Here is a 21315-nt window from a genome sequence, read left to right as displayed (position 1 = left end):
GCCTAGTAGACCCCGCGCTCCTGGGCCAGCCGGCGGTTGGCGTCGTGCTCCTCGGGCGTCACCGCGAAGCACGAGATGCCGTCGGTCTGGCACTTCACGAAGTACACCCACGGCCCCGGCTCCGGGTCGAGCGCGGCCCGCAGCGCGTCGGGGCTCACCGCGCCGATGGGCGTCGGGGTCAGACCGAGGTTGAGGTAGGTGTTGTACGGGCCGGGGCGCGCCCGGTCGTACGGGCTGGTCAGCAGGGTCTGGCGGTCGAGGGGGTAGTTCACCGTCGAGTCGAACTGCAGGCGCATGGGCACCGCGAGCCGGTTGACGATCACCCGCGTGACCTTGCCGAAGTCCGCCACGACGCCCTCGCGCTCGGCCAGCGAGCCCACGATCAGCGCGTCGTAGGGCGACATCCCGGCGGCCTGCGCCTCCTCGACGAGCCCGCCCGCCTCCAGCCGCGGCGCCGAGGCCCGCACGACCGCCTCGAGGGCGTCGCGCGCGGAGGTGCCGGGGGCGATGTCGTAGGGCCCGGGCGCGAGCAGCCCCTCGAGGCGCCGGGCGGGCTCGGCGCGCCGGGCGCCGTCCTGCGCCCACGTCGGGACGCCGAGGTCGGCGGGGTCGGTCTGCGCCATCGCCGCACGCAGCTCGTCGACGGTCGCGCAGCGCTCGGCCCCGGCGCCGTCGACGGTGCAGGTGGCGCGCGAGATCTGCGACAGCACGCCCGGCACGACCTCGGTGCCCACCCCGGCGGTGTCGTCGAGCTGGGTGCCGCTGCGGATGTCGAGGCGCCCGACGCGGCTCGCCGGGTCGAGCAGGGCCGCCACCGCGCCCGCCGACGACATCTGACGGCGCAGCTCGTAGAACCCGGGCTGGATGCCGCGCCCGTTCGGGTTCTCCTCGGCCGCGTCGCCGAACGCGCGCGCCGAGGCGACCACGTCGGCCGCGACGAGCTCCTCGCCGATCGCGCGCGTCGAGGAGCCGTCGGCGACCTCGACGACGACCCGGCCCGCGCCGGGGCCCTCGTAGTCGGGCGGGAACAGGACCGGCCACAGGTCGCGGGCGAAGAACGCGCCGCCGACCAGCGCGAGCACGAGCACCGCGGCCACGCCGGGCCACAGCCAGCGGCGCCGGCGCGGGCGCCGGCCCTGGGGCAGCGCCTCGGTGACGGCGTCGCCGCCGCGGCGCGGCTCCTCGTCGCCCAGCAGCCACCCCGCGTCCGCGTCCGGGGACTCATCCGACGACGAGGACGACGGGGACGAGGAGGACGACGACTGCGGGAGCGACGACGTGACCACCGCCGGTACCCGCCACGAGGTGGCGTCGTGCTTGTCGGTCTCGGCCTCGGGGTGCGCCACGTAGCGGTCCCGCGGCACGGCCGTGCGCGCCCGCCCGGTCGTCGCCGACATCCGGATCACCCGGCGTCCGCCGTGCTGCCGACCGTCGGGCCGACCGGGGCCCGGGTGACGTCCGGTCACGAGTCCTCCGTGCCGCGGGACGACGCCCGGCGCGTGTCGAGGTGGCTCTGCAGGATCTCCACGGCCGCCGCCTGGTCGATCACACGGCGCTGCTTGCGTCCCTTGACGCCGCGGTCGGAGAGCGTGCGGGTGGCGGTGACGGTGGTCAGGCGCTCGTCGGCGAGCACGACGGGCACGTCGCGGGGGGCGAGCCGCGCGGTAAGCGCCGCGGCGTAGTCGCGCGCGGTCTGCGCGGCCGGGCCGTCGCGACCGGCGAGCGTCCGGGGGAGCCCCACGACCACCTCGACCACCTCGTGCTCGTCGACGAGCGCCACCAGCCGGCCCAGGTCGGTGCCGGCCTCATCGTGAGCGAGGGTAACGAGCGGGGTGGCGAGCACCCCGGCCGGATCCGAGAGCGCCACGCCCACCCGCACGCTGCCGACGTCGACGCCGAGGCGCCGGCCCCGGGCGACAGAAGGTTCAGTGCCCAGCGCGGGCCACCTCCGCGCGCAGGGCCTCGATGGCGTCGTCGATGCCGGCGACACCGCTCCCGCCGCCCTGGGCGAGGTCGGGCTTGCCGCCGCCGCGGCCGTTCACCGCGGGGGCGAAGGCCTTGACGAGGTCGCCGGCCGCGAGGCCCCGCTCGCGGGCGCCCGCGGTGGTGGCGACGACGAACGACACCTTGTCGCCGTCGGGGGCGAAGAGCGCCACGACGCCGGGACGGTCCTGCAGGCGCCCCCGCACGTCGCCGGCGAGCGAGCGCAGGTCTCCCCCGCCGACGCCCACGGGCGTGCGGGCGGCGACCACCGCGATCCCGCCGACGTCCTGCGCGCCGTCCACGAGCGACCCGGCCGAGGAGAGCACCTCGCGGGCGCGGATCGTCTCGAGCTCCTTCTCGGCGGCGCGCAGGCGCTCGACGATGCCGGAGACGCGCTCGGGCAGCTCCTCGCTGGGCGTCTTGAGCTGCTCGGCGAGCTGGTTGACCAGCACGTGCTCGCGGTTGAGGTAGCGGAACGCGTCCAGGCCGACGAGGGCCTCCACGCGGCGCACCCCGGAGCCGATCGACCCCTCGGTGATGACCTTGACCATGCCGAGCTCGCCGGTGCGGGCCACGTGGGTGCCACCGCAGAGCTCGCGGGAGTACTCCCCCATGTCGACGACGCGGACGTGGTCGCCGTACTTCTCGCCGAACAGCATCATCGCGCCGAGCTCGCGGGCCTTGTCCATCGACGTCACGTACCAGTCGACGTCGCGGTCCTCCTGCAGGATCGTGTTGACCTCGTCCTCGACCTCGAGCAGCAGCGCCGGCGGGATGCCGCCCGAGGGCGAGGTGAAGTCGAAGCGCAGGCGTCCCGGGGCGTTGAGCGAGCCGGCCTGGGCGGCGGCGGGGCCCAGCGCGTTGCGCACCCCGGCGTGGACGAGGTGGGTGCCGGTGTGGGCGCGGGCGATGGCGGTGCGCCGGGCCACGTCGACCTCGGCCTCGGCCGCCGTGTCGACCGCGACCGTCCCCCCGGTCACGACGCCGCGGTGGATGCGCAGGCCGGGCACCGGGATCTGCACGTCGTCGACGTGGACGGTCCCGTCCCCGGTCCGGATCGTGCCGGTGTCGGCCTGCTGGCCGCCCGACTCGCCGTAGAACGGGGTGTTGTCCAGGACGATCTCGACGGCGTCGCCCTCGCTCGCCGCGGGCACCGGCTGCCCGTCGACCAGCAGCCCCACGATGCGCGCGGCGGCCTGCAGGTCGGTGTAGCCGAGGAACTCCCCGGGCGGGTGCTCCTCGAGCAGGCGCCGGTAGACCGAGTGGTCGGCGCTGCCCTGCTTGCGGCTGGCGGCGTCGGCCTTGGCCCGGGCGCGCTGCTGGTCCATCAGCGAGCGGAAGGCGCCCTCGTCGACGTCGAGGCCGGCCTCCGTCGCCATCTCGAGGGTGAGGTCGATCGGGAAGCCGTAGGTGTCGTGCAGGGTGAAGGCGTCCTCGCCGGAGAGCACGGAGCGCCCCGCGGCGCGGGTGCCCGCGACGGCGTCGTCGAAGAGCCGCGAGCCGGTGGTGAGGGTGGCGCGGAAGGCGTCCTCCTCGGCGCGCATCACCGAGACGATGCGGTCGAAGTCGGACACGATCTCGGGGTACGACGGCCCCATGGCGTCGCGCACCACCGCGGTGAGGTCGGCGAGCACCGGCTCGGTGATCCCGAGCAGCCGCGCGTTGCGCACGACGCGGCGCAGCAGGCGCCGCAGGACGTAGCCGCGGCCCTCGTTGCCGGGAGTCACGCCGTCGCCGATGATCATCGTCCCGGTGCGCATGTGGTCGGCGATGACGCGGAACCGCACGCCGTCCTCGGGCGTGCCGCCGTCGTAGGAGCGCCCCGAGAGCTCCTGGACACGGTCGATCGTCGGGCGCAGCAGGTCGGTCTCGTAGACGTTCTCGACGCCCTGCAGCAGGAACGCGACGCGCTCGATGCCCAGCCCGGTGTCGATGTTCTTCTGGGGCAGCTCGCCGATCGGGGCGGCCCCGTACTTCGGGCTCTCGTCCCCCCGGACGTCCTGCATGAAGACGAGGTTCCAGATCTCGAGGTACCGGTCCTCGTCGGCGACCGGGCCGCCCTCGGCCCCGAACTCCGGCCCGCGGTCGAAGTAGATCTCCGAGCAGGGTCCGCCGGGGCCGGGGACGCCCATGTCCCAGTAGTTGTCGCGGCCGTCACGGCGCTGGATGCGCTCGGGCGGCAGCCCGATCTCGTCGCGCCAGATGCGCTCGGCCTCGTCGTCGTTCTCGTAGACGGTGACCCAGATGCGCTCGGGGTCGAAGCCGAACCCGCCCTCGTCGACGCCGCCCGTCACCAGCGCCCAGGCGTGGCGGATCGCGCCTTCCTTGAAGTAGTCCCCGAACGAGAAGTTGCCCGCCATCTGGAAGAACGTGTTGTGGCGGGTCGTGTGGCCGACGTTCTCGATGTCGCCGGTGCGCACGCACTTCTGGATCGACGTGGCCGTGTGCCAGGGGGCGGGCGCGTCGCCGAGGAAGTACGGCTTGAACTGCACCATCCCGGCGTTGACGAACAGCAGCGTCGGGTCGTCGAGGATCAGCGAGGCGCTGGGGACGGGGGTGTGGCCGGCGTTCTCGAAGTGGGCGAGGAAACGGCGGCGGATCTCGTGGGTCTGCACTTTCGTCCTGCTCGGGAGGGGTGCGGGTGGGGACGCCGGAGCGCGGGGCCGGACTCGGCGCCCTAGCGGGCGCGCGAGTCTCCCCGCCGCGGCGCTCGCGCGTGGCGCGCCGACGTCGGCGGCTCGGGCCGCACGGGGATCTCGGTCGTGTCCTCCACCATCGCGTACAGCTCCTCGGAGCGCTCGTTCATTCCGGCGCGCACCTCCGCGCCGAACGCCCCGAGGCCCGCCCCGAGCTCGCGCAGCCCCTCGCCGAGGCTGGTGCCGACCCCGGCCGGGGTGGCCTTCTGGGTCAGCTCGTTGACCTTGCGGGTGGCGGTGACGCCGACCGCGACGCCGACGCCGACCCAGAACAGACGCTTCATGCGCGGACACTCCGCTTCGACTTCTTGTTCTTCGCCGGCGGCGCGTTCTTCAGCCGGCGGGCCTGCTGGGCCTTGCGCAGCCCGTAGGACAGGGCGGCGACCTTGACGAGCGGCCCGCCGAGCGTCGCGGTGAACAGCGTGCTCAGCGCCTTGGTGTTGGCCGCGACGGCCTGGGCGCTGGAGGTGACCCCGTCGACCCGCTCGAGCTGGGTGTTGACGGTGGTGAGCGTGACCCCGGCGTCGGAGAGCAGCGGCTCGGTGCCCTCGTGGGCCTTGCGGATCGCGATCGTCGCCTCGTCGAGCGTGCGTCCGAGCTTGATCAACGGGATGGCGAGCAGCACCACCAGGATCACGAACGCCACCGCGGCGACGATCGCCGCGATCTGGCCGACCGACACGGGTCCTCCTCGGTGCTGGATTGCGGTACAGGTCCCCGGACCGACGTCCGGCGACACCGCCCGTGGGCGGGGCGCGGACGACACCTGGCGCAGGTGGCGGCAGGTTACCGTGCGCCGCCCGGGCCTCCTCCGGCCCCGGGCGCCCGTTGTTGATCAGCAGGCCGGCAGGCCCAGCCCGCCCCGGTAGGCCGGCGCGAGGTAGACCTCGGAGATGTAGCCGATCCGCCCGTCGGGGGCGCGGACGCCGAGCCACACCTCGGACACCGCGGCGTTCGGGTTCTGCCCGATGTTCGTCGAGGTGATGTCGGCGTTGGTGATGACCTCGCCCGTCAGCTGGCAGACCGCGAGGAACGTGAAGCCGCTGGCCACGTCGGTGCCGGGGATCTTGCAGCCGGGGATGTTCGCGCACCGCGCGACCGGCCGGGCCGACAGGTACGACGGCGAGCGGTCCTCGACGAGCGCCCCGTCGCCGATCGCCACGCGGTTCTGGACGACGACCGTACGTACGGCCGGCGGGTCCGGCGCGGCCGCGAGGACCAGGACGAGCGCCGTCGCGAGCCCCGCCACGAGGGCGACGAGGACGGCGAGCACCGCGATCTCGACGCGGCGCCGGGTCGAGCGGCGCCGGGGCGGTGCGGGAGCGGGGGCCGGACCCGCGGCGGGCGCCGGTGCCGGGGCCGGGCGGGACGCCTCGGGCTCGCGCAGCCGGTCGTGGCGCGACCGCCAGGCCGCGACGTCGTCCGGACCCAGCCCGATGGCGCCGAGCACGTCGGTGACGAGGTCGGCGTTGGGCAGCCCGGGCCCGCGGGTGGCCGCGGCGATGGTCGACTTGCCCCACCCCGACAGCTCCTCGGCGCGCCGGAAGGACACGTCGTGGGCGCGCAGGGTCTCGCGGAAGTCGGTGCAGAAGCGCTCCGGGGAGTCGCGTCCCCCGTGCTCCCCCGCCTGCGGTGCCACACCCTCGCCGTCGATGACGTCCCCCTCAGGTACCCCTGTGGTCCCCCCGGACCCCACGCGTGATCGTCCGGCACGACGGCCACGATGCCCAGCCGCCGTCCGGCCGCTGTCCGGACGGTTCCGGACACCGGCCGGACGGCGTGCGGACATCGCCGGACGCGTCCGCGGAAACCTCCGTGACGTCGCCCACGAAGATGCGGACGTGGCCACCGGACCGTCGGGGGCCGGTGGCCACGATCGAGGTGCCGCGGGCGGCCGGGGGGCGTGCCCGCGGCACCTCACCCCCGGCACCTCACCCCCGGGTCGGCCCGCGGACGACCTCCCGCAGCCGCGCGAGGCGCTCCGAGCGCTCCCGCTCGTCGCCGCGCCCGCCCGGCCGGTAGTAGTCGCGCCCCACGAGCTCGTCGGGCGGGTACTGCTGGGTGACGACGCCCGCGCGGTCGTCGTGGGGATAGACGTAGCCGACGGCGTTGCCCATCTTCTGGGCGCCCGCGTAGTGCCCGTCGCGCAGGTGCGGCGGGACCGGACCGCCGGCGCCGGTGCGCACGTCGCTCATCGCCTCGTCGATCGCCGTGATCACCGCGTTGGACTTGGGCGCCGTCGCCAGGTGGATCGTCACCTGCGCCAGGTTGATCCGCGCCTCGGGCAGGCCGATGAGCTGCACCGCCTGAGCGGCGGCGACGGCGGCGGGCAGGGCGGTGGGGTCGGCGAGCCCGACGTCCTCGCTGGCGTGCACCACCAGCCGGCGCGCGATGAACCGGGGGTCCTCCCCCGCCACGATCATGCGGGCGAGGTAGTGCAGGGCGGCGTCGGGGTCGGAGCCGCGGATCGACTTGATGAACGCCGAGATGACGTCGTAGTGCTGGTCGCCGGCGCGGTCGTAGCGCACGGCGACCTCGTCGACGACCCGCTCGACGTCGGCGAGCGTGATCTCGCCCTGCCCGCCGACGGCGTCGGCCGCCGCCTCGAGGGCGGTCAGCGAGCGCCGGCCGTCGCCCGCGGCGAGGCGCACGAGGTGGGCGCGCGCGTCGGGGTGCAGGGTCACCGCGGCGCCCAGCCCGCGGGGGTCGGCCACGGCGCGGTCGAGCAGGGTGCCGACGGCGTCGTCGTCGAGGGCGTGCAGGCCGAGCACCAGCGACCGCGACAGCAGCGGCGCCACCACGGAGAACGACGGGTTCTCGGTGGTCGCGCCGACGAGCAGCACCACGCGGTCCTCGACGGCGGCGAGCAGCGCGTCCTGCTGGGTGCGCGAGAAGCGGTGGATCTCGTCGATGAACAGCACGGTGCGCCGGGGCTCGGACGCGGCGAGGCGGCGGCGCGCGACCTCGATGACCCCGCGCACCTCCTTCACCCCCGCGTTCAGGGCGCTCAGCGCCTCGAAGGCGCGGCCCGTGGCCTGCGAGATGAGGCGCGCGAGCGTCGTCTTGCCGGTGCCGGGCGGGCCGTGCAGCAGCACCGACGCGGGCGCGGCGCCCTCGACGAGGCGGCGCAGCGGGGCGCCGGGGGCGAGCAGGTGCTGCTGCCCGACGACCTCGTCGAGGCTTGCCGGGCGCATCCGCACGGCCAACGGGGCCGCCACACCGCTGGTGGGTGCGGGCCGGTCCTCGACGACGCCACGCGTCACGGGCCGCCGCAACTCCTCCTGGCCGGGATCGGGGCCCTCCGCGACGGGCTCCGGCGCCGCGACCTCGAACAGGCCCTCCTCGCTCATGCCCCGAACGGTACTGAGGACCCCTGACGGGTCACGCTCCAGCAGGGACCGCCGACCGGGACGACGTCGACGGGCACGTCGCCGTGGACCAGCAGCCGCCGTGCCGGCCCCGGCTCGGGACCGGTCAGCACGAGCGGCGCCCGGTCGAGCAGCGCGGCCACGGAGACGCGGACGATCGCGTCGGCCAGGGTGTCGCCGTCGACGACCTCGAGGGACGCGCCCGCCCGGACCACGACCTCGTCCACGCACCCGGCGGGCGGCAGCGCCTCGATCGGGCCGGCGACCGTGTAGCCGCCGGCCCACGCCGCGACCCGCCAGCGCCGCGGCGCGAGCCAGCGCGTCAGGGCGGCGGCGCGGCGGCGGGCCGCGCCGGGGTCGGGCGGGCCGAGGGTGTCCTCCCACGGCGCGCGGACGCGGCCGGAGCCGCAGGCCCCGCACACGCTCAGGCCCCCCGCGGGTTCCGGGCGACGAAGTCCTGCGCGAACTCGTCGAAGGTCGCCCAGCGCACCCCGTCGTGGCCGTTGATGTGCTCGATGAGCCGCTCCAGGGCGAGCAGCACCTGGGGCCGCCCGGAGACGTCGGGGTGGATCGTCATGGTGAAGGCCGCGTAGTCGCACTCCCGGTGGGTCCAGTCGAACTGGTCGCGCCACATCTGCTCGATGTCGCGGGGGTTGACGAAGCCGTGGCTGTTCGGGCTGCCCTTGATGAACATCATCGGCGGCAGGTCGTCGAGGAACCAGTTCGCCGGGATCTCCACGAGGTCGGTCTCGGTGCCGCGCTCGAGCGGCTTCATCCAGGCCTGCGCCGGCTGGTCGTAGTCGATCGGCGTCCACGAGTCCCCGACCCGCACGTAGTACGGCGTCACGTCGCGGTGCATCAGCGAGTGGTCGTAGCGGATGCCGCGGTCGAGCAGGATCTCGTTGGTGACGCGGCTGAACTCCCACCACGGCGCGACGTACCCGGTGGGGCGGCGCCCGCTGCGGCGCTCGATGAGGTCGACGCAGTAGTCGAGGATCGTCTCCTCCTGCTCGCGGCTCATCGCCAGCGGGTTCTCGTGGCTGTAGCCGTGCACGCCGGTCTCGTGGCCCGCGGCGACGCAGGCGTCGAACTCGGCGGGGAAGGTCTCCACGGAGTGCCCGGGCCAGAAGAACGTCTGGGTCAGCTCGTGGCGGCGGAAGAGCTCGAGCAGGCGGGGCACGCCGACCTCGCCGGCGAACAGGCCCCGCGAGATGTCGTCGGGCGAGTCCTGTCCGCCGTAGGAGCCGAGCCAGCCGGCCACGGCGTCCACGTCCACCCCGAACGCCACGAAGATTTCCTTGGTCACGTCTGCTCCTCCCGACGACTCCGTCCCGCGGCGACTAGGGTTCCCCCATGCGCGAGATCCTCAGCGTGCTCGAGTCCGACGCCCGTGCGACCCCGGAACGGATCGCGGCGCTCACCGGGATCGCGGAGGACGAGGTGCGCGCGGCGATCGCGGCGTGGGAGGCCGAGGGCGTCATCCGGCGCTACAAGACGGTGATCGACCGCGACCGGCTCGGCGAGGACCGCGTCACGGCGTTCGTCGACGTCACCGTCGCCCCGGAGCGCGGCCGCGGGTTCGACGACATCGCCGAGCGGATCGCGCGGTTCCGCGAGATCAAGGCCGTGCACCTGGTCTCGGGCGCGCAGGACCTGCGGGTCGAGGTCGAGGGCTCCTCGATGAAGGAGGTCGCGGACTTCGTCGCGCAGAAGCTCTCGGGCGTCGAGCGCGTCACCGCGACCAGCACCCACTTCCTGCTGCGGCGCTACAAGGACGACGGCGAGCTGCTCACCGAGCCCGAGCCCGACCAGCGGCTGTCGGTGATGCCCTGATGGGCAGGACACGCAGCGAAGCGGAGCTGGACCGGTGACCCCGCCGCAGAAGCCCCTGTCCCGGGTCGTCGAGGCCTGCCCGCCCTCGGGCATCCGCAAGTTCTTCGACCTCGCCCAGACCATGAAGGGCGTCATCACCCTGGGCGTCGGCGAGCCCGACTTCCCGACGCCGTGGGGCGTGCGCGAGAGCGCGATCCACGCGCTGACGCGCGGGGCGACGACGTACACGGGCAACTCGGGGCTGCTCGAGCTGCGCGAGCTGATCTGCGCCGACCTCGCGGCCCGCCACGGCATCACCTACCGCCCGGCCGACGAGTGCCTGGTGACCTCGGGGGTGTCCGAGGGGCTCGACCTCGCGCTGCGCGCGCTGATCAACCCGGGCGACGAGGTGATCGTCCCCGAGCCGTCCTACGTCGCCTACCAGCCGTGCGTGGCGTTCGCGGGCGGTGTGGCGGTGCCCGTCGCGATGGACCCGGCGGAGGGCTACCGGCTCGACGCCGCGCGGATCGCGGCCGCGGTGACGCCGCGGACCAAGGCGGTGCTGTTCGGGTCGCCGTCCAACCCGACCGGCGCCGCGCAGTCGGCCGAGGACCTCACCGCGCTGGTGGCCCTGGCCGAGCGCGAGGACTTCTGGCTGGTCAGCGACGAGATCTACGACCGGCTCACCTACACCGGCACGCACACGAGCACCGCCGCGGTGCCGGGCGCGTGGGACCGGACGGTGCTGCTCAACGGCTTCTCGAAGTCGTACGCGATGACCGGCTGGCGGGTCGGCTACGTGTGCGCGCCGGAGCCGCTGGCGGCGCTGATGCACCGCATCCACCAGTACACGATGCTCTGCGCCCCGCACGTCAGCCAGGTCGCCGCGATCGAGGCCCTGCGCAGCGCCGAGCCCGACGTCACCGAGATGGTCGCCGACTACGACCGGCGCCGGCGCCTGTTCGTCAAGGGGCTCGACGAGCTCGGGCTGACGTGCCCGGAGCCGGGCGGGGCGTTCTACGCGTTCCCGTCGATCCGCAGCAGCGGGCTGTCGTCGCAGGACTTCGCCGAGCAGCTGCTCGAGGAGCAGAAGGTGGCCGTCGTCCCGGGCGACGTGTTCGGGCCCTCGGGCGAGGGGCACGTCCGCTGCTCCTACGCGACCGCGCTCCCCCTGCTCGAGGAGGCCCTCGAGCGGATCGGCACCTTCCTGTCCTCCCGTACGTGAGCGAACTTCGGGGCTATAGCCCCGAAGTTCGCTCACGTGGACCCCGTCAGTTGAGCTTGCGGGTGCCCTCGGGCAGGCCGCCGCCGGCGTAGGCGGCCTCGGCGAGCTGCGCCAGCGCGGTCAGGGCCACGTTCTGGCTCCACGGCCCGAACGAGCAGCGGGCGACGCCCAGCTCGCCCAGGCGCTGCGTGCCCGGCATCCCGGGCACGCCGATGACGTTGACCTTGCGCTCGCCCAGCTCGGCGACCAGGGTCCGGATCGTCTCCTCGTCCAGCTTGCCGGGGACGAAGAAGCTGGTGGCGCCGGCCTCGAGGTAGGCGCGGCCGCGCTCGATCGCGTCGTCGAGGATGACCTTCGGGTCGCGGTCGCCGCCGCGCACCCAGGCGTCGGTGCGGGCGTTGAGCGCGAACGGCACGCCCGCCCTCTCCGCCGCGGCCACGGCCGCCTCGACGGCCTTCACCGACTCGGACAGCGGCTTGAGCTGGTCCTCGAGGTTCGCGCCGACGATCCCGACGTCGATCGCCCGCGAGATCGTGCCGCCCGGGTCGCCGTAGCCGGCCTCGAGGTCGGCGGTCACCGGCAGCTCGGTCTGCCGGGCGATGAGCCCGACCTCGCTGATCATCTCCTCGCGCGGGATCACCTCGCCGTCGGGGTAGCCGCGCGAGGCGGCGATCCCGTGGCTGGCAGTGGCGAGGGCCTTCGTGCCGGGGGTGTTCGCGACCGTGGTCGCCGTGATCGCGTCCCACACGTTGACGACCACGAGCAGCTCGGGGGCCTCGTGCAGTCGGCGGAGTTCGGCTGCCTTGTCAGCGGTGCTCATGCCGGTCCGGTACCCCGCAGCGGCGACGCCCAACGTGGCGTGCCCCGCCCGGTCGTTGCCGCCTGTGGTGCCAGTCACATACTGTCGTCACGGTATGCGACCGACGGGCGGCGGTAGCGATGGACGACGCGACGCAGGCGGTGCTCGAGCTCTGGGACGTGGCCGAGGACGCCGTCGCCCGGCTGGACGCGGACGACTGGACCCGCCCCGCCCCCGGACCGGAACCGACGGTCGGTGACCTCGTCGCCCACCTCGCGGGCGACCACGGCGGCACGCACTTCGCCGGCCCCGAGCGGCTGGCGTCCTCCCTGGCCGGCGCCCGGCGGCGCACCGCGCTGCGCCTCGAGGGCCGCCCGCCCGGCGACCGGGAGCGCAGCGCCGACTGCCTCGACCTGTGCCTGCACGCCCACGACCTGACCACGGCCCTCGCGACGCCGGTCGACCTCGCCGACCACGCGACGGCGACCGTCGAGGCCTGCCGCCTCGTCATCGACATGGCACCGCGCCTGCTCGTTGCCGCCCTCGGGGCCCGTGACGCCACCGTGCGCCTCGTGGTCCGCCGCCCGGAGGGCACCGCCGCGCTCGAGCGCACCGTCCACGTCGTCGGCGGGCGCTGCACCGGGCCCGGCGACGCCGAGCCGGACGTCGTCGAGATCGACGCCGACGCGCTGCTGCTCCTGCTCGCGGGCCGGCGCCGCGCCGAGGCCCTCGCGGCCACGGGCGCCGCCGCGTGGTCGGGCGACGCGGCGGACGCGTTCGTCCACCGCGCCCGGCTCTGCTGAGCCCGGCCCCTCAGACGAAGGCGGGGTACGGCGGCAGCGCGACGTCGCCGCCGTGGCGCCCGAGCGCGCCCACCGTCGACGCCGCGAGCTCGGCGGTCGCGACCCGCCCCGCGCGCTCGGCGTCGACCCCGAGACGGCGCCACAGGGCGCTGAGCACGGCGGGGGCGTCGTGCCCCGGGTCGGCGACCACCACGTGGGGCCGGCGCTCCGACTCCTCCGCGCCCACGACGCCGGGCAGCAGCGCCCGCGTCGCGAGCCACACCCACAGCACCTCGGCCTGCAGCAGGCGCTCGCGCAGGACCTCGGGGTCGGCGAGGTCGGCCCAGACCGGCGTCAGCTCGGCCTGCCACGCGGCGACCATGGCCTCGGCCATCCCCGGCGGCTGGGCGTGCGCCGGCCCGCCGCTGGGCAGGGGCAGGCGCAGCGACGCGCCGGTGAGCGCCACGTCGCGGAAGCAGGCCCACTCGAAGTCGAGGAAGCGCGACCCGCTGCCGGTGACCAGGCAGTTGTCGGGCCGGATCTCGGCGGGGCTGAACGCGCGGTAGCCCGAGCCGCCCAGCAGGCGCGCGGCGCCGCGGGCCTCGTCGACCGCGGCCGGCGCGGCTTCGACGCGCAGCAGCTGCGCGAGCTGGTCGGGCACCTCGGCCAGCGCGGCGCGGGCGTCGTCGGCCAGCGGGTCGCGCCACGTGCGCTCGCCGAAGCGGCGCAGCAGGGCCCCGAAGTCGTCCTCGCGGCCCGCCGTGGACGCTTGCATCCGCCCCAGCGCCCGGGCCCATCCGAGCAGCCCGCGCTCCGCGGCCTTCGCGTCCCGCTCGTCGAGACGGTCGGCCAGCGTCGCGCAGCGCCCGAGGTCCTCGAGCACGAGCAGCCGGTGCGTCGGGTCCTGCGCCACCAGCATCGGGCTCGCGCGCTCCTCCGAGGGCATCGCCGTCAGCAGCTGGCAGGACGCCGCCTCGTAGCTGAACCGGACCGCGCTGCGCCCGCCCGGCTCGTCGAGGTAGTGCTTGACGACCAGGGTGCGCGGCAGCGAGAACGGGTTCTCGGTGACGCGCACGCGCACCACGAGGGAGCGCTCGCTGCCGCCGAGGTCGAGCGCGTCGGCGAGCCGCACCGTGGCGCCGTGGCGCCGGGTGAGCAGCTCCTCGGCCAGGCCGACCACCTCCGCCGTGCGGTCGGCCGAGCCCCGGCCACCACCCGCCCGGCCGTCGGAGGTGTCCGCGTCGTCCGTCGTGAGGGAAGCCATCAGCTGGTGAACTCTACCCGCCCGCACCCCGTCCCGGGAGGGATTCGGGCACCCCTCGCCGTCGTCGGGACGTCCGGACGAGCAGCAGGACGATCACTCCGGCGAGCACGATGCCGGCCACGTTGACGAGCAGCTGCACGAGCGAGCTCGCGGCTCGCGGCCACTCGGCGAGGACGGCGGCCACCGCCGCGAAGCCGGCCGCGGGCACGGTGGTGACCGAGATGAACACGCCGACCAGCACCCCTGATCCCTCGCCCGCGATGAGCGCGACCATCCCGGCGATCCCGGCGAGCAGGGCGATGACCAGCGAGAACGGACCGACCTGGTAGACGAACTCCACCCCGGAGAGGTTCGTCAGGGTGTCGTCGGGGATGAGCCCGACCGCGTCGCCGAGGGCCGCGGCGAGCGCGGTGACGACCAGCGCGATGGCGAACCCCGCGGCGAGCGCGAGTGCCGCCGTGCGGGCCAGGGGCCCGTCGCGGCGCACCACCGCGACCGCGAGCGCGGCCAGCGGGCCGAACTCGGGCCCGAGGACCATGGCGCCGACGACCGTGACCGGCGAGTTGGTGACGATTCCGATCGCGCCCAGCAGGCACGCGATGGTCAGCATGACCACGAACGTCACCGACAGGCGCGCCTGCTGGCCGGTCCGGGCGATCAGCTCGTCCCACACCACGGCGTCGATGCCCTCGCCCGGCGTGGCCTCCTCGGCCTTGTCCGCGGCCGCCGAGACGACGGTGTCGAGGGTCTCGAGCACCATGCCGCCGCGCTCCGCGCAGCCGAGGTCGCGCAGGGTCTCGAGCACCTCGTCGACGGCCTCGCGGGCGACGTCGGCCTCCACGACGTCGCCGGGCGGGTCCACCGCGGCGCCGCGCAGCCGCACCACGTGCACCGCCCCGGGCTCGGCGTGCAGGACCGCGAGGACACGGTCGGCAAGGCCGTCCGCCGCGTCGGGACAGAGCACCCGCAGGCGGTTCACCTCACTGCACCGGTCGCTCCTGCGGCTTCACCGGTGCCGCGGGCTGGGTGTCGGGCTTCGTCGGCGCGCCCGCGTCGACCCCCGCCTCCTTGCGCTGGAGCGCCGTGATGGGCGCGGGCGCCGCGGTCAGCGGGTCGTAGCCGCCGCCGGTCTTGGGGAAGGCGATGACCTCGCGGATCGAGTCGACCCCGGCGAGCAGCGCGCAGATCCGGTCCCAGCCGAACGCGATGCCGCCGTGGGGCGGGGGCCCGTAGGCGAAGGCGTCGAGCAGGAAGCCGAACTTCTCCTCCTGCTGCTCGGGCGTCAGCCCCATGAGGGCGAACACCCGCTGCTGGACGTCCTTGCGGTGGATACGGATGGACCCCCCGCCGATCTCGTTGCCGTTGCAGACGAGGTCGTAGGCGTAGGCCAGCGCGTGCTCGGGGTCCTGCTCGAACGTGTCGATCCAGTCCGGCGTCGGGGAGGTGAACGCGTGGTGCACCGCCGTCCACTGCCCCGAGCCCACGGCCACGTCGTCGGTGCTGCCGGCCGCCTCGAACAGCGGCGCGTCCACGACCCAGACGAACGACCAGGAGCCCTCGGGGATGAGGTCGAGGCGGCGGGCGATCTCGCCCCGCGTGGCCCCCAGCAGGGCACGACCCTCCGCGGGCGTGCCCGCGCCGAAGAAGATGCAGTCGCCCGGGTTGGCGCCGGCCGCCTTGGCGAGGCCCTCGCGCTCGGCGTCGCTGATGTTCTTGGCGACGGGCCCGGTCAGCGTGCCGTCCTCGCCGACCAGGACGTACGCGAGGCCCTTGGCGCCGCGCTGCTTGGCCCAGTCCTGCCAGCCGTCGAGCGTGCGCCGCGGCTGGGACGCGCCGCCCGGCATGACGACGGCGCCGACGTAGGGCGCCTGGAACACGCGGAACGGCGTGTCGGCGAAGTACTCGGTGAGCTCGGTGAGCTCGAGGTCGAAGCGCAGGTCCGGCTTGTCCGAGCCGTACCGCGCCATGGCCTCGAGATACGGGATCCGCGGGATCGGCGTGGGGATCTCGTAGCCGCCGAGCTCGGACCACAGCGCGGCGACGACAGCCTCGCCGAGCGCGATGACGTCGTCCTGGTCGACGAAGCTCGCCTCGATGTCGAGCTGGGTGAACTCGGGCTGGCGGTCGGCGCGGAAGTCCTCGTCGCGGTAGCAGCGCGCGATCTGGAAGTAGCGCTCCAGCCCGGACACCATGAGCAGCTGCTTGAACAGCTGCGGCGACTGCGGCAGCGCGTACCAGCTGCCGGGCTTCAGCCGGGCCGGCACGAGGAAGTCGCGGGCGCCCTCGGGGGTGGACCGGGTCAGCGTCGGCGTCTCGATCTCGACGAAGTCGCGGTCGGTGAGCACGTCGCGGGCGATCTTGTTGGCCCGGCTGCGGAGCCGGATCGCCGACGCCGGGCCCTCACGGCGCAGGTCCAGGTAGCGGTACCGGAAGCGGGCGTCCTCGCCGACGTCCCCGTGCTCGTCGAGCTGGAAGGGCAGCGGCGCCGACTCGGAGAGCACCGTGAGCGCCGTGGCGCTGACCTCGACGGCCCCGGTCGCGAGCTCGGCGTTCTCGCTGCCCGCGGGGCGCTGCTCGACGACGCCGGTGATCTGCACGCAGAACTCCGAGCGCAGCCGGTGGGACTCCTCGGCCACGTCGCCGAGCCGGAACACCACCTGCACGACGCCCGACGCGTCGCGGAGGTCGATGAACACCACGCCGCCGTGATCGCGCCGGCGGGCCACCCATCCGGCGAGGGTGACGGTGGCGCCGACGTGCTCGGCGCGCAGCGTGCCGGCGGAGTGCGTGCGCATCATCTGGGGTGGTGCTCCTGGATCGGGTGTGGGGCGGTGGACGTCCCCACGAGGCTATCGACGCCCGCATCCCGGGTGCCCGCGCGGGCAGGTCACGGCTGCTCCACCACGACGCTCGGGTGCTGCACCCGGTCGAGCATCCCGTCGACGTCGAGGGCAGAGGGATACCCGCACCGGCCCTACTCCCCCGGGTCTGCCCCTCAGCCGCTACGGTCCGGACCCGCCCGGTCGAGGTGCACGCGCAGCAGGACCCGCCGCTCGCGGCGCATCGCCTCGTCGAAGTCGTCCCAGTCGGGGTGCTCGCCGGAGACCTGCCGGTAGAGGTCGCGGAGCCCGGCGAGGGCGTCCGGCAGCTCGACGATCTCCACCTCGCCCTCGACCTGCACCCAGCGGCCGAAGAAGCCGTCGGGCAGGACGCAGAGCCACGCGCGGGCCTCGCGGCGCAAGTTCTTCGTCTTCAGCGCGGTCTCGCGGGTGCTCACGGTCGCCGCGCCGTCGGCGTCGACGCCCACCACCACCGGGGAGAGCTGCGGGTCGCCGTCGCCGCGCCGGGTGGCCAGCACCGCGCGGTGCTGGTCGCGCAGCACCTGCCGCGCCTCGTCCAGATCCATGTCCGCAGGCTAGGGGCCCCACCTCACAGCAGGGAGAGCTGTTCGGGCGGTGCGGTGACCACCGCCTCGGGCACGGCGGGCGGCGGCATCGCCCCGTCGGGCCAGCCGCCCTTGCCCTCGAGGCCGTCCTGGCGTTCGCCGTAGCCTTCACCGCCGCCCTGCCGCCCGCCCATGGCATGCCCGCCGCCGGCGAGCCCGTGGCGCTCGAGCATCGGGCCGACGCGGGCGGCCAGGTCGCGCCGGTAGGCGGCGTCGACGTAGGCGCCGCGGCGGTAGAGGGCCGCGTAGCGCTCGATCAGCCCGGGGCGCTCCCGCGCCAGCCAGGCGTGGAACCACTCGCGCGTCCCGGGCCGCAGGTGCAGCGCGAGCACGCTCGCCCCGCTGGCCCCGGCGTCGGCGATCTCGCCGAGCAGGGCGTCGAGCGCCTCGTCGGTGTCGGTGAGCCCGGGCAGCACCGGGGCCACGAACACCCCGCACGGCAGACCGGCGTCGCGGATGCGGCGCACGAGGTCGAGCCGCGCCCGCGGTGTGGGCGTGCCGGGCTCGACCCGGCGGTGCAGCTCGGGGTCGAGCAGCGCCAGCGACACCCCGACCCCGACCGGGACGTCGCGCGCGGCGGCCGTCAGCTCGGGGAGGTCGCGGGCGAGCAGCGTGCCCTTGGTGAGGATCGAGAACGGCGTCCCCGATCCGCCCAGCGCCCTGATGATCCCGGGCATGAGCGCGTAGCGGCCCTCGGCGCGCTGGTAGGGGTCGGTGTTGGTGCCCATGGCGACGTGCTCGCGGCTCCAGCGCGGCGAGCGCACCTCGCGGGCCAGCACCTCGGGAGCGTTGAGCTTGACGACCACCTGGCGGTCGAAATCGTCGCCCGCGTCCAGGTCGAGGTAGGTGTGGGTGTTGCGCGCGAAGCAGTTGTGGCTGATGACGCCGTCGGCCACGAAGTCGCCGGTGCCGGTGGTGAGGTCGGCCAGCGCGTGCTCGCCGGGGAGCTCCTCGACCGCCGTGACGACCCGCCCGCCCGGGACGTCGCCGGGCGGGGCGGGCGCCACCGGCGGCGAGCCCGGGCGCCGGAACGCCTCGTCGGCCAGCGTCTCGGCGCCGACCAGGTGGTCACCGACCCGCAGGTGGGGCCGCTCGGTGCCCTCGCAGCCCTCGGGGCGCACGTGCACCCAGCCGCGCGGGGTGAGGAACCGGTGGTCGGCGCTGGCCACCAGCGTGGTGCCGTCGAGCAGACGCACCCGCCACGCCGGCTTCGTCGTGGTCCAGGCGTCGTGCACGGGCGTCGGGACCAGGCTGCGGGCGCCGCCGCGCATCGCGGTGCCCACCACCAGGTCGCCCACGCGCACGTCGGCCAGCCGCACGCTCGTGCCGTCGACCATGAGCACCGGGGTGTCGGGCGCGAGGCAGTAGGTGCAGGCGTGGCTGCACCCCCGGTAGGGGTTGACCGTCCAGGAGAACGGCATCGGCGACTGCCCGGGCACCCGGTTGAGCACCGAGCGCGCCCGGACCTCGTGGAACGTGATCCCGGCGAACTCGGGCGTCCGGACGCTGCGGACCAGCCCCTTGAGCGCGGGCATGCCCGGCAGCTCCTCGGGCCCCCCGGCGACCTTCTGCGCTTCCCACCGCACCCGACCATTCGAACACGTGTTCGATGTCGGGGCAACCGCTGCCCGGGCCACCATCCTCGCCGTGGACGACGCCCGCCGCCTGTGGACCTTGCTCGAGCCCCTGCACGCCGTCACCTACTTCGCGCCCGAGGCCCGCGACGCCGCCGACGCCGCGGGCCTGCGCGGCTTCTGGATGGGCTACGTGGCCCAGCGCGCGGCCCCGCTGGGCGCCGTGGGCCCCGACGCCGCGTGGGCGTGCTTCCACGGCTTCCACCGTGACCGCATCACCCGCGCCCTGCCCGACGCCTGGGCCCTCGCCGACCCCGCGACCTGCCTCGCGTCCCGCCTCGACGGCGTCGACCGGGCCCTGCGCCGCCTGCTGGACGACGTGCCCGGCGGTCCCGACGGCGAACACGTGGCCGAGGCCGCGGCCCTCGCCGGCGCCGCCGCGGACGCCGCCGACACGGCCGGGCGGGTGCTCGCGGCCGCCAACCAGGCCCTCCCGCGCCCGCCGGAGCCGCACCTCGCCCTCTGGCAGGCCGCGACGACCCTGCGCGAGCACCGGGGCGACGGGCACGTCGCCGCGCTCGTCACGCACGGCATCGGGCCGGTGTCCGCCCACCGGCTCAAGACCGCGGCCGGCGAGTCGGCGTCGCTGCGGGAGTCGCGCCGGCTCGGCGAGGAGGTCTGGGCGTCGGCGGGCGACGGGCTGCTCGCCCGCGGCTGGCTCGCCACCGACGGCGCGCTCACCGACGCCGGTCGCGCCGCCCGCGACGCCGTCGAGCGCGACACCGACCGCGCCGCCGCCGGGCCCTGGCGCGCGCTGGGGGGCACCGCCACCGACCGGCTCGCCGAGCTCCTCGGACCGCTGACGGACGCCGCGGCCGCCGCGATCCCGTTCCCCAACCCGATCGGCCTGCCCCGCTCCTGATCGTGTCCCTGGTTTCGGTACCGTCGGTACGCGGTACCACGGGTGAACACCAGATCGGAGTATCGATGAGCGCCTTCACCCTCGAGCTGACGCCCGCCCACCACGAGCTGGTGCGGCGCACCCACGCCTTCGCCCAGGACGTCGTCCGGCCGGCCGCGGCGCGCTACGACGCGGCCGAGGAGTGCCCGTGGGAGATCGTCGACCGGGCCGCGCAGGAGGGCTTCTACAACGCGCTCTTCTACGCCGACCTCATCGCCGACCCGACCGGGCTCTCGCTGCCGCTCTTCCTCGAGGAGATGTTCTGGGGCTGCGCCGGGATCGGGCTGACCGTGGTGCTGCCCGCGCTCGCGCTCTCGGCGCTCAACCAGGCGGGCACGCCCGAGCAGGTCGCTCGCTGGGCGCCGGAGATGTTCGGCGAGCCCGGGGACATCAAGCTCGCGGCGCTCGCGGTCTCCGAGCCGCAGGGCGGCAGCGACGTCGCCAACCTGCAGACACGCGCCCGCAAGGACGGTGGCGACTGGGTGCTCGACGGCGACAAGATCTGGATCGGCAACGGCGGCATCGCCGACGTGACGATCGTGAACGCCGTCGTCGACCCGGAGCTCGGCACCAAGGGCCAGGCCATGTTCGTGGTCCCGAAGGACACGCCGGGCATGGAGCAGGTCCGGCGCCTGCGCAAGCTCGGCCACCGCGCCTCGCACACCGCCGAGCTGTCGTTCCGGGAGTGCCGCATCCCCGCCGACAACCTCCTCGGTGGCGAGGACAAGCTCGAGCACAAGCTGGACAAGGCCCGGCGCGGCGAGGGGAAGCCGGCGGCGCTGGGGACGTTCGAGCAGACCCGCCCGATGGTCGCGGCGATGGCGCTCGGCGTGGCACGGGCCAGCTTCGAGTACGCCTGCGCGTACGCCCGCGAGCGCGAGGCGTTCGGCGGACCGATCCTCGACAACCAGGGCATCGCGTTCCCCCTCGCCGACCTCGCCGCCGACATCGACGCCGCGCGGCTGCTGTGCTGGCGGGCGTCGTGGATGGCGGCGAACGGCGTCCCGTTCCGGCTCGGCGAGGGCTCGATGTCCAAGCTCAAGGCGTCCGAGGTCGCCGTGCGCGCCGCCGAGCAGGCCGTGCAGACCTGCGGCGGCTGGGGCTACGTCGACGACCTCCCGGTCGAGAAGTGGTACCGCGACGCGAAGCTCTACACGATCTTCGAGGGCACCAGCGAGATCCAGCGCCTGGTGATCGGCCGCTCGCTCGGCGATCCCGAGGCCACCGCCACCCCGCTGCACCACCACCTGCCCGGCGACCACGGCGGCCTGAGCCGCAAGTTCGGGCACGGCTCGCTCGCCCGCGCCCGGGCCGGCGAGACGTTCCTGCGCCTGGCGAAGAAGGCGCCGGAATCGGTGCTCCGCCTCGGCGGGCGCCTCGCCGCCCCCGGTGCCTGAGGTGGGTCA

The 21315-nt window shown here is 75.0% G+C and carries 20 protein-coding genes; 5 read left to right on the top strand and 15 right to left on the bottom strand.

What is annotated here, in order from left to right:
- Window positions 1–2: 2 nt before the first annotated feature.
- The 9 genes from ACFPK1_RS10655 to ACFPK1_RS10615 all read right to left on the bottom strand — a co-directional run bounded on the left by ACFPK1_RS10655 (window position 3) and on the right by ACFPK1_RS10615 (window position 9353).
- Window positions 3–1397 (bottom strand): endolytic transglycosylase MltG, encoded by a 1395-nt coding sequence (locus ACFPK1_RS10655; protein WP_378020889.1) that lies wholly within the window; start codon window positions 1395–1397, stop codon window positions 3–5.
- A gap of 65 nt (window positions 1398–1462) precedes the next feature.
- A complete protein-coding gene (gene ruvX, locus ACFPK1_RS10650; RefSeq protein WP_378021013.1) occupies window positions 1463–1936 on the bottom strand; it encodes a Holliday junction resolvase RuvX in 474 nt (157 codons plus the stop codon).
- Window positions 1926–4598 (bottom strand): alanine--tRNA ligase, encoded by a 2673-nt coding sequence (gene alaS / locus ACFPK1_RS10645; RefSeq protein ID WP_378020888.1) that lies wholly within the window; start codon window positions 4596–4598, stop codon window positions 1926–1928. The genes ruvX and alaS overlap by 11 nt, the downstream gene beginning before the upstream one ends.
- A gap of 62 nt (window positions 4599–4660) precedes the next feature.
- Window positions 4661–4963: a hypothetical protein gene (locus ACFPK1_RS10640; RefSeq protein WP_378020887.1), complete on the bottom strand. Its 303-nt coding sequence runs from the start codon at window positions 4961–4963 to the stop codon at window positions 4661–4663.
- Complete coding sequence (locus tag ACFPK1_RS10635; protein WP_378020886.1) at window positions 4960–5361, bottom strand: DUF948 domain-containing protein; 402 nt, start codon at window positions 5359–5361, stop codon at window positions 4960–4962. The genes ACFPK1_RS10640 and ACFPK1_RS10635 overlap by 4 nt, the downstream gene beginning before the upstream one ends.
- Window positions 5362–5514: 153 nt before the next feature.
- Window positions 5515–6318, bottom strand: a complete 804-nt coding sequence (locus ACFPK1_RS10630) for a hypothetical protein (RefSeq protein WP_378020885.1) — start codon at window positions 6316–6318, stop codon at window positions 5515–5517.
- A gap of 292 nt (window positions 6319–6610) precedes the next feature.
- Window positions 6611–8029: a replication-associated recombination protein A gene (locus ACFPK1_RS10625; protein ID WP_378020884.1), complete on the bottom strand. Its 1419-nt coding sequence runs from the start codon at window positions 8027–8029 to the stop codon at window positions 6611–6613.
- Window positions 8026–8469 carry a hypothetical protein gene (locus ACFPK1_RS10620; protein WP_378020883.1) on the bottom strand — a complete coding sequence of 148 codons (444 nt, stop codon included), beginning with the start codon at window positions 8467–8469 and terminating at the stop codon, window positions 8026–8028. The genes ACFPK1_RS10625 and ACFPK1_RS10620 overlap by 4 nt, the downstream gene beginning before the upstream one ends.
- A gap of 2 nt (window positions 8470–8471) precedes the next feature.
- On the bottom strand, window positions 8472–9353 hold the full coding sequence (locus ACFPK1_RS10615) for a polysaccharide deacetylase family protein (RefSeq protein WP_378020882.1): 882 nt from the start codon (window positions 9351–9353) through the stop codon (window positions 8472–8474).
- A 47-nt stretch (window positions 9354–9400) separates the two neighbouring features.
- On the opposite strand from ACFPK1_RS10615, the gene ACFPK1_RS10610 reads away from it, so the two are divergent.
- On the top strand, window positions 9401–9880 hold the full coding sequence (locus ACFPK1_RS10610) for an Lrp/AsnC family transcriptional regulator (protein WP_378020881.1): 480 nt from the start codon (window positions 9401–9403) through the stop codon (window positions 9878–9880).
- Window positions 9881–9914: 34 nt separating this feature from the next.
- Window positions 9915–11084, top strand: a complete 1170-nt coding sequence (locus tag ACFPK1_RS10605; RefSeq protein ID WP_378020880.1) for an aminotransferase class I/II-fold pyridoxal phosphate-dependent enzyme — start codon at window positions 9915–9917, stop codon at window positions 11082–11084.
- Between the two features lie 46 nt (window positions 11085–11130).
- On the opposite strand, the gene ACFPK1_RS10600 is transcribed toward ACFPK1_RS10605, so the two are convergent.
- Complete coding sequence (locus tag ACFPK1_RS10600) at window positions 11131–11904, bottom strand: isocitrate lyase/PEP mutase family protein (RefSeq protein WP_378020879.1); 774 nt, start codon at window positions 11902–11904, stop codon at window positions 11131–11133.
- Window positions 11905–12023: 119 nt separating this feature from the next.
- On the opposite strand from ACFPK1_RS10600, the gene ACFPK1_RS10595 reads away from it, so the two are divergent.
- A complete protein-coding gene (locus ACFPK1_RS10595; RefSeq protein ID WP_378020878.1) occupies window positions 12024–12686 on the top strand; it encodes a hypothetical protein in 663 nt (220 codons plus the stop codon).
- Between the two features lie 10 nt (window positions 12687–12696).
- On the opposite strand, the gene ACFPK1_RS10590 is transcribed toward ACFPK1_RS10595, so the two are convergent.
- The 5 genes from ACFPK1_RS10590 to ACFPK1_RS10570 all read right to left on the bottom strand — a co-directional run bounded on the left by ACFPK1_RS10590 (window position 12697) and on the right by ACFPK1_RS10570 (window position 18960).
- A complete protein-coding gene (locus ACFPK1_RS10590; RefSeq protein ID WP_378020877.1) occupies window positions 12697–13929 on the bottom strand; it encodes a hypothetical protein in 1233 nt (410 codons plus the stop codon).
- A 13-nt stretch (window positions 13930–13942) separates the two neighbouring features.
- Window positions 13943–14908, bottom strand: coding sequence for a DUF389 domain-containing protein (locus ACFPK1_RS10585; protein WP_378020876.1), 966 nt, complete (start codon window positions 14906–14908; stop codon window positions 13943–13945).
- Window position 14909: 1 nt separating this feature from the next.
- Window positions 14910–16727 (bottom strand): aspartate--tRNA ligase, encoded by a 1818-nt coding sequence (gene aspS, locus ACFPK1_RS10580; protein WP_378020875.1) that lies wholly within the window; start codon window positions 16725–16727, stop codon window positions 14910–14912.
- A gap of 197 nt (window positions 16728–16924) precedes the next feature.
- Entirely contained in the window at window positions 16925–17335 is a 411-nt protein-coding gene (locus tag ACFPK1_RS10575; protein ID WP_378020874.1) for a TIGR03618 family F420-dependent PPOX class oxidoreductase, read from the bottom strand.
- 23 nt (window positions 17336–17358) lie between these two features.
- Window positions 17359–18960: an Rv2578c family radical SAM protein gene (locus tag ACFPK1_RS10570; RefSeq protein WP_378020873.1), complete on the bottom strand. Its 1602-nt coding sequence runs from the start codon at window positions 18958–18960 to the stop codon at window positions 17359–17361.
- A gap of 61 nt (window positions 18961–19021) precedes the next feature.
- Here ACFPK1_RS10570 and ACFPK1_RS10565 point away from each other — a divergent pair, with 61 nt between their 5' ends.
- Entirely contained in the window at window positions 19022–19870 is an 849-nt protein-coding gene (locus tag ACFPK1_RS10565) for an SCO6745 family protein (protein ID WP_378020872.1), read from the top strand.
- Window positions 19871–19935: 65 nt separating this feature from the next.
- Entirely contained in the window at window positions 19936–21306 is a 1371-nt protein-coding gene (locus ACFPK1_RS10560; protein WP_378020871.1) for an acyl-CoA dehydrogenase family protein, read from the top strand.
- The last annotated feature ends 9 nt before the right edge of the window (window positions 21307–21315 follow it).

Origin of the sequence: Actinomycetospora rhizophila (assembly GCF_042657905.1) — a bacterium.
GTDB classification, from domain to species: domain Bacteria; phylum Actinomycetota; class Actinomycetes; order Mycobacteriales; family Pseudonocardiaceae; genus Actinomycetospora; species Actinomycetospora rhizophila.
This window is presented reverse-complemented; position numbering and strand designations above follow the sequence as displayed.

Coding starts and splice junctions, on each gene's coding strand:
- ACFPK1_RS10655 (WP_378020889.1), bottom strand. CDS start 1,397: ATGTCGGCGACGACCGGGCGGGCGCGCACGGCCGTGCCGCGGGACCGC.
- ACFPK1_RS10640 (WP_378020887.1), bottom strand. CDS start 4,963: ATGAAGCGTCTGTTCTGGGTCGGCGTCGGCGTCGCGGTCGGCGTCACC.
- ACFPK1_RS10625 (WP_378020884.1), bottom strand. CDS start 8,029: ATGAGCGAGGAGGGCCTGTTCGAGGTCGCGGCGCCGGAGCCCGTCGCG.
- ACFPK1_RS10610 (WP_378020881.1), top strand. CDS start 9,401: ATGCGCGAGATCCTCAGCGTGCTCGAGTCCGACGCCCGTGCGACCCCG.
- ACFPK1_RS10600 (WP_378020879.1), bottom strand. CDS start 11,904: ATGAGCACCGCTGACAAGGCAGCCGAACTCCGCCGACTGCACGAGGCC.
- ACFPK1_RS10595 (WP_378020878.1), top strand. CDS start 12,024: ATGGACGACGCGACGCAGGCGGTGCTCGAGCTCTGGGACGTGGCCGAG.
- ACFPK1_RS10590 (WP_378020877.1), bottom strand. CDS start 13,929: ATGGCTTCCCTCACGACGGACGACGCGGACACCTCCGACGGCCGGGCG.
- aspS (WP_378020875.1), bottom strand. CDS start 16,727: ATGATGCGCACGCACTCCGCCGGCACGCTGCGCGCCGAGCACGTCGGC.
- ACFPK1_RS10575 (WP_378020874.1), bottom strand. CDS start 17,335: ATGGATCTGGACGAGGCGCGGCAGGTGCTGCGCGACCAGCACCGCGCG.
- ACFPK1_RS10560 (WP_378020871.1), top strand. CDS start 19,936: ATGAGCGCCTTCACCCTCGAGCTGACGCCCGCCCACCACGAGCTGGTG.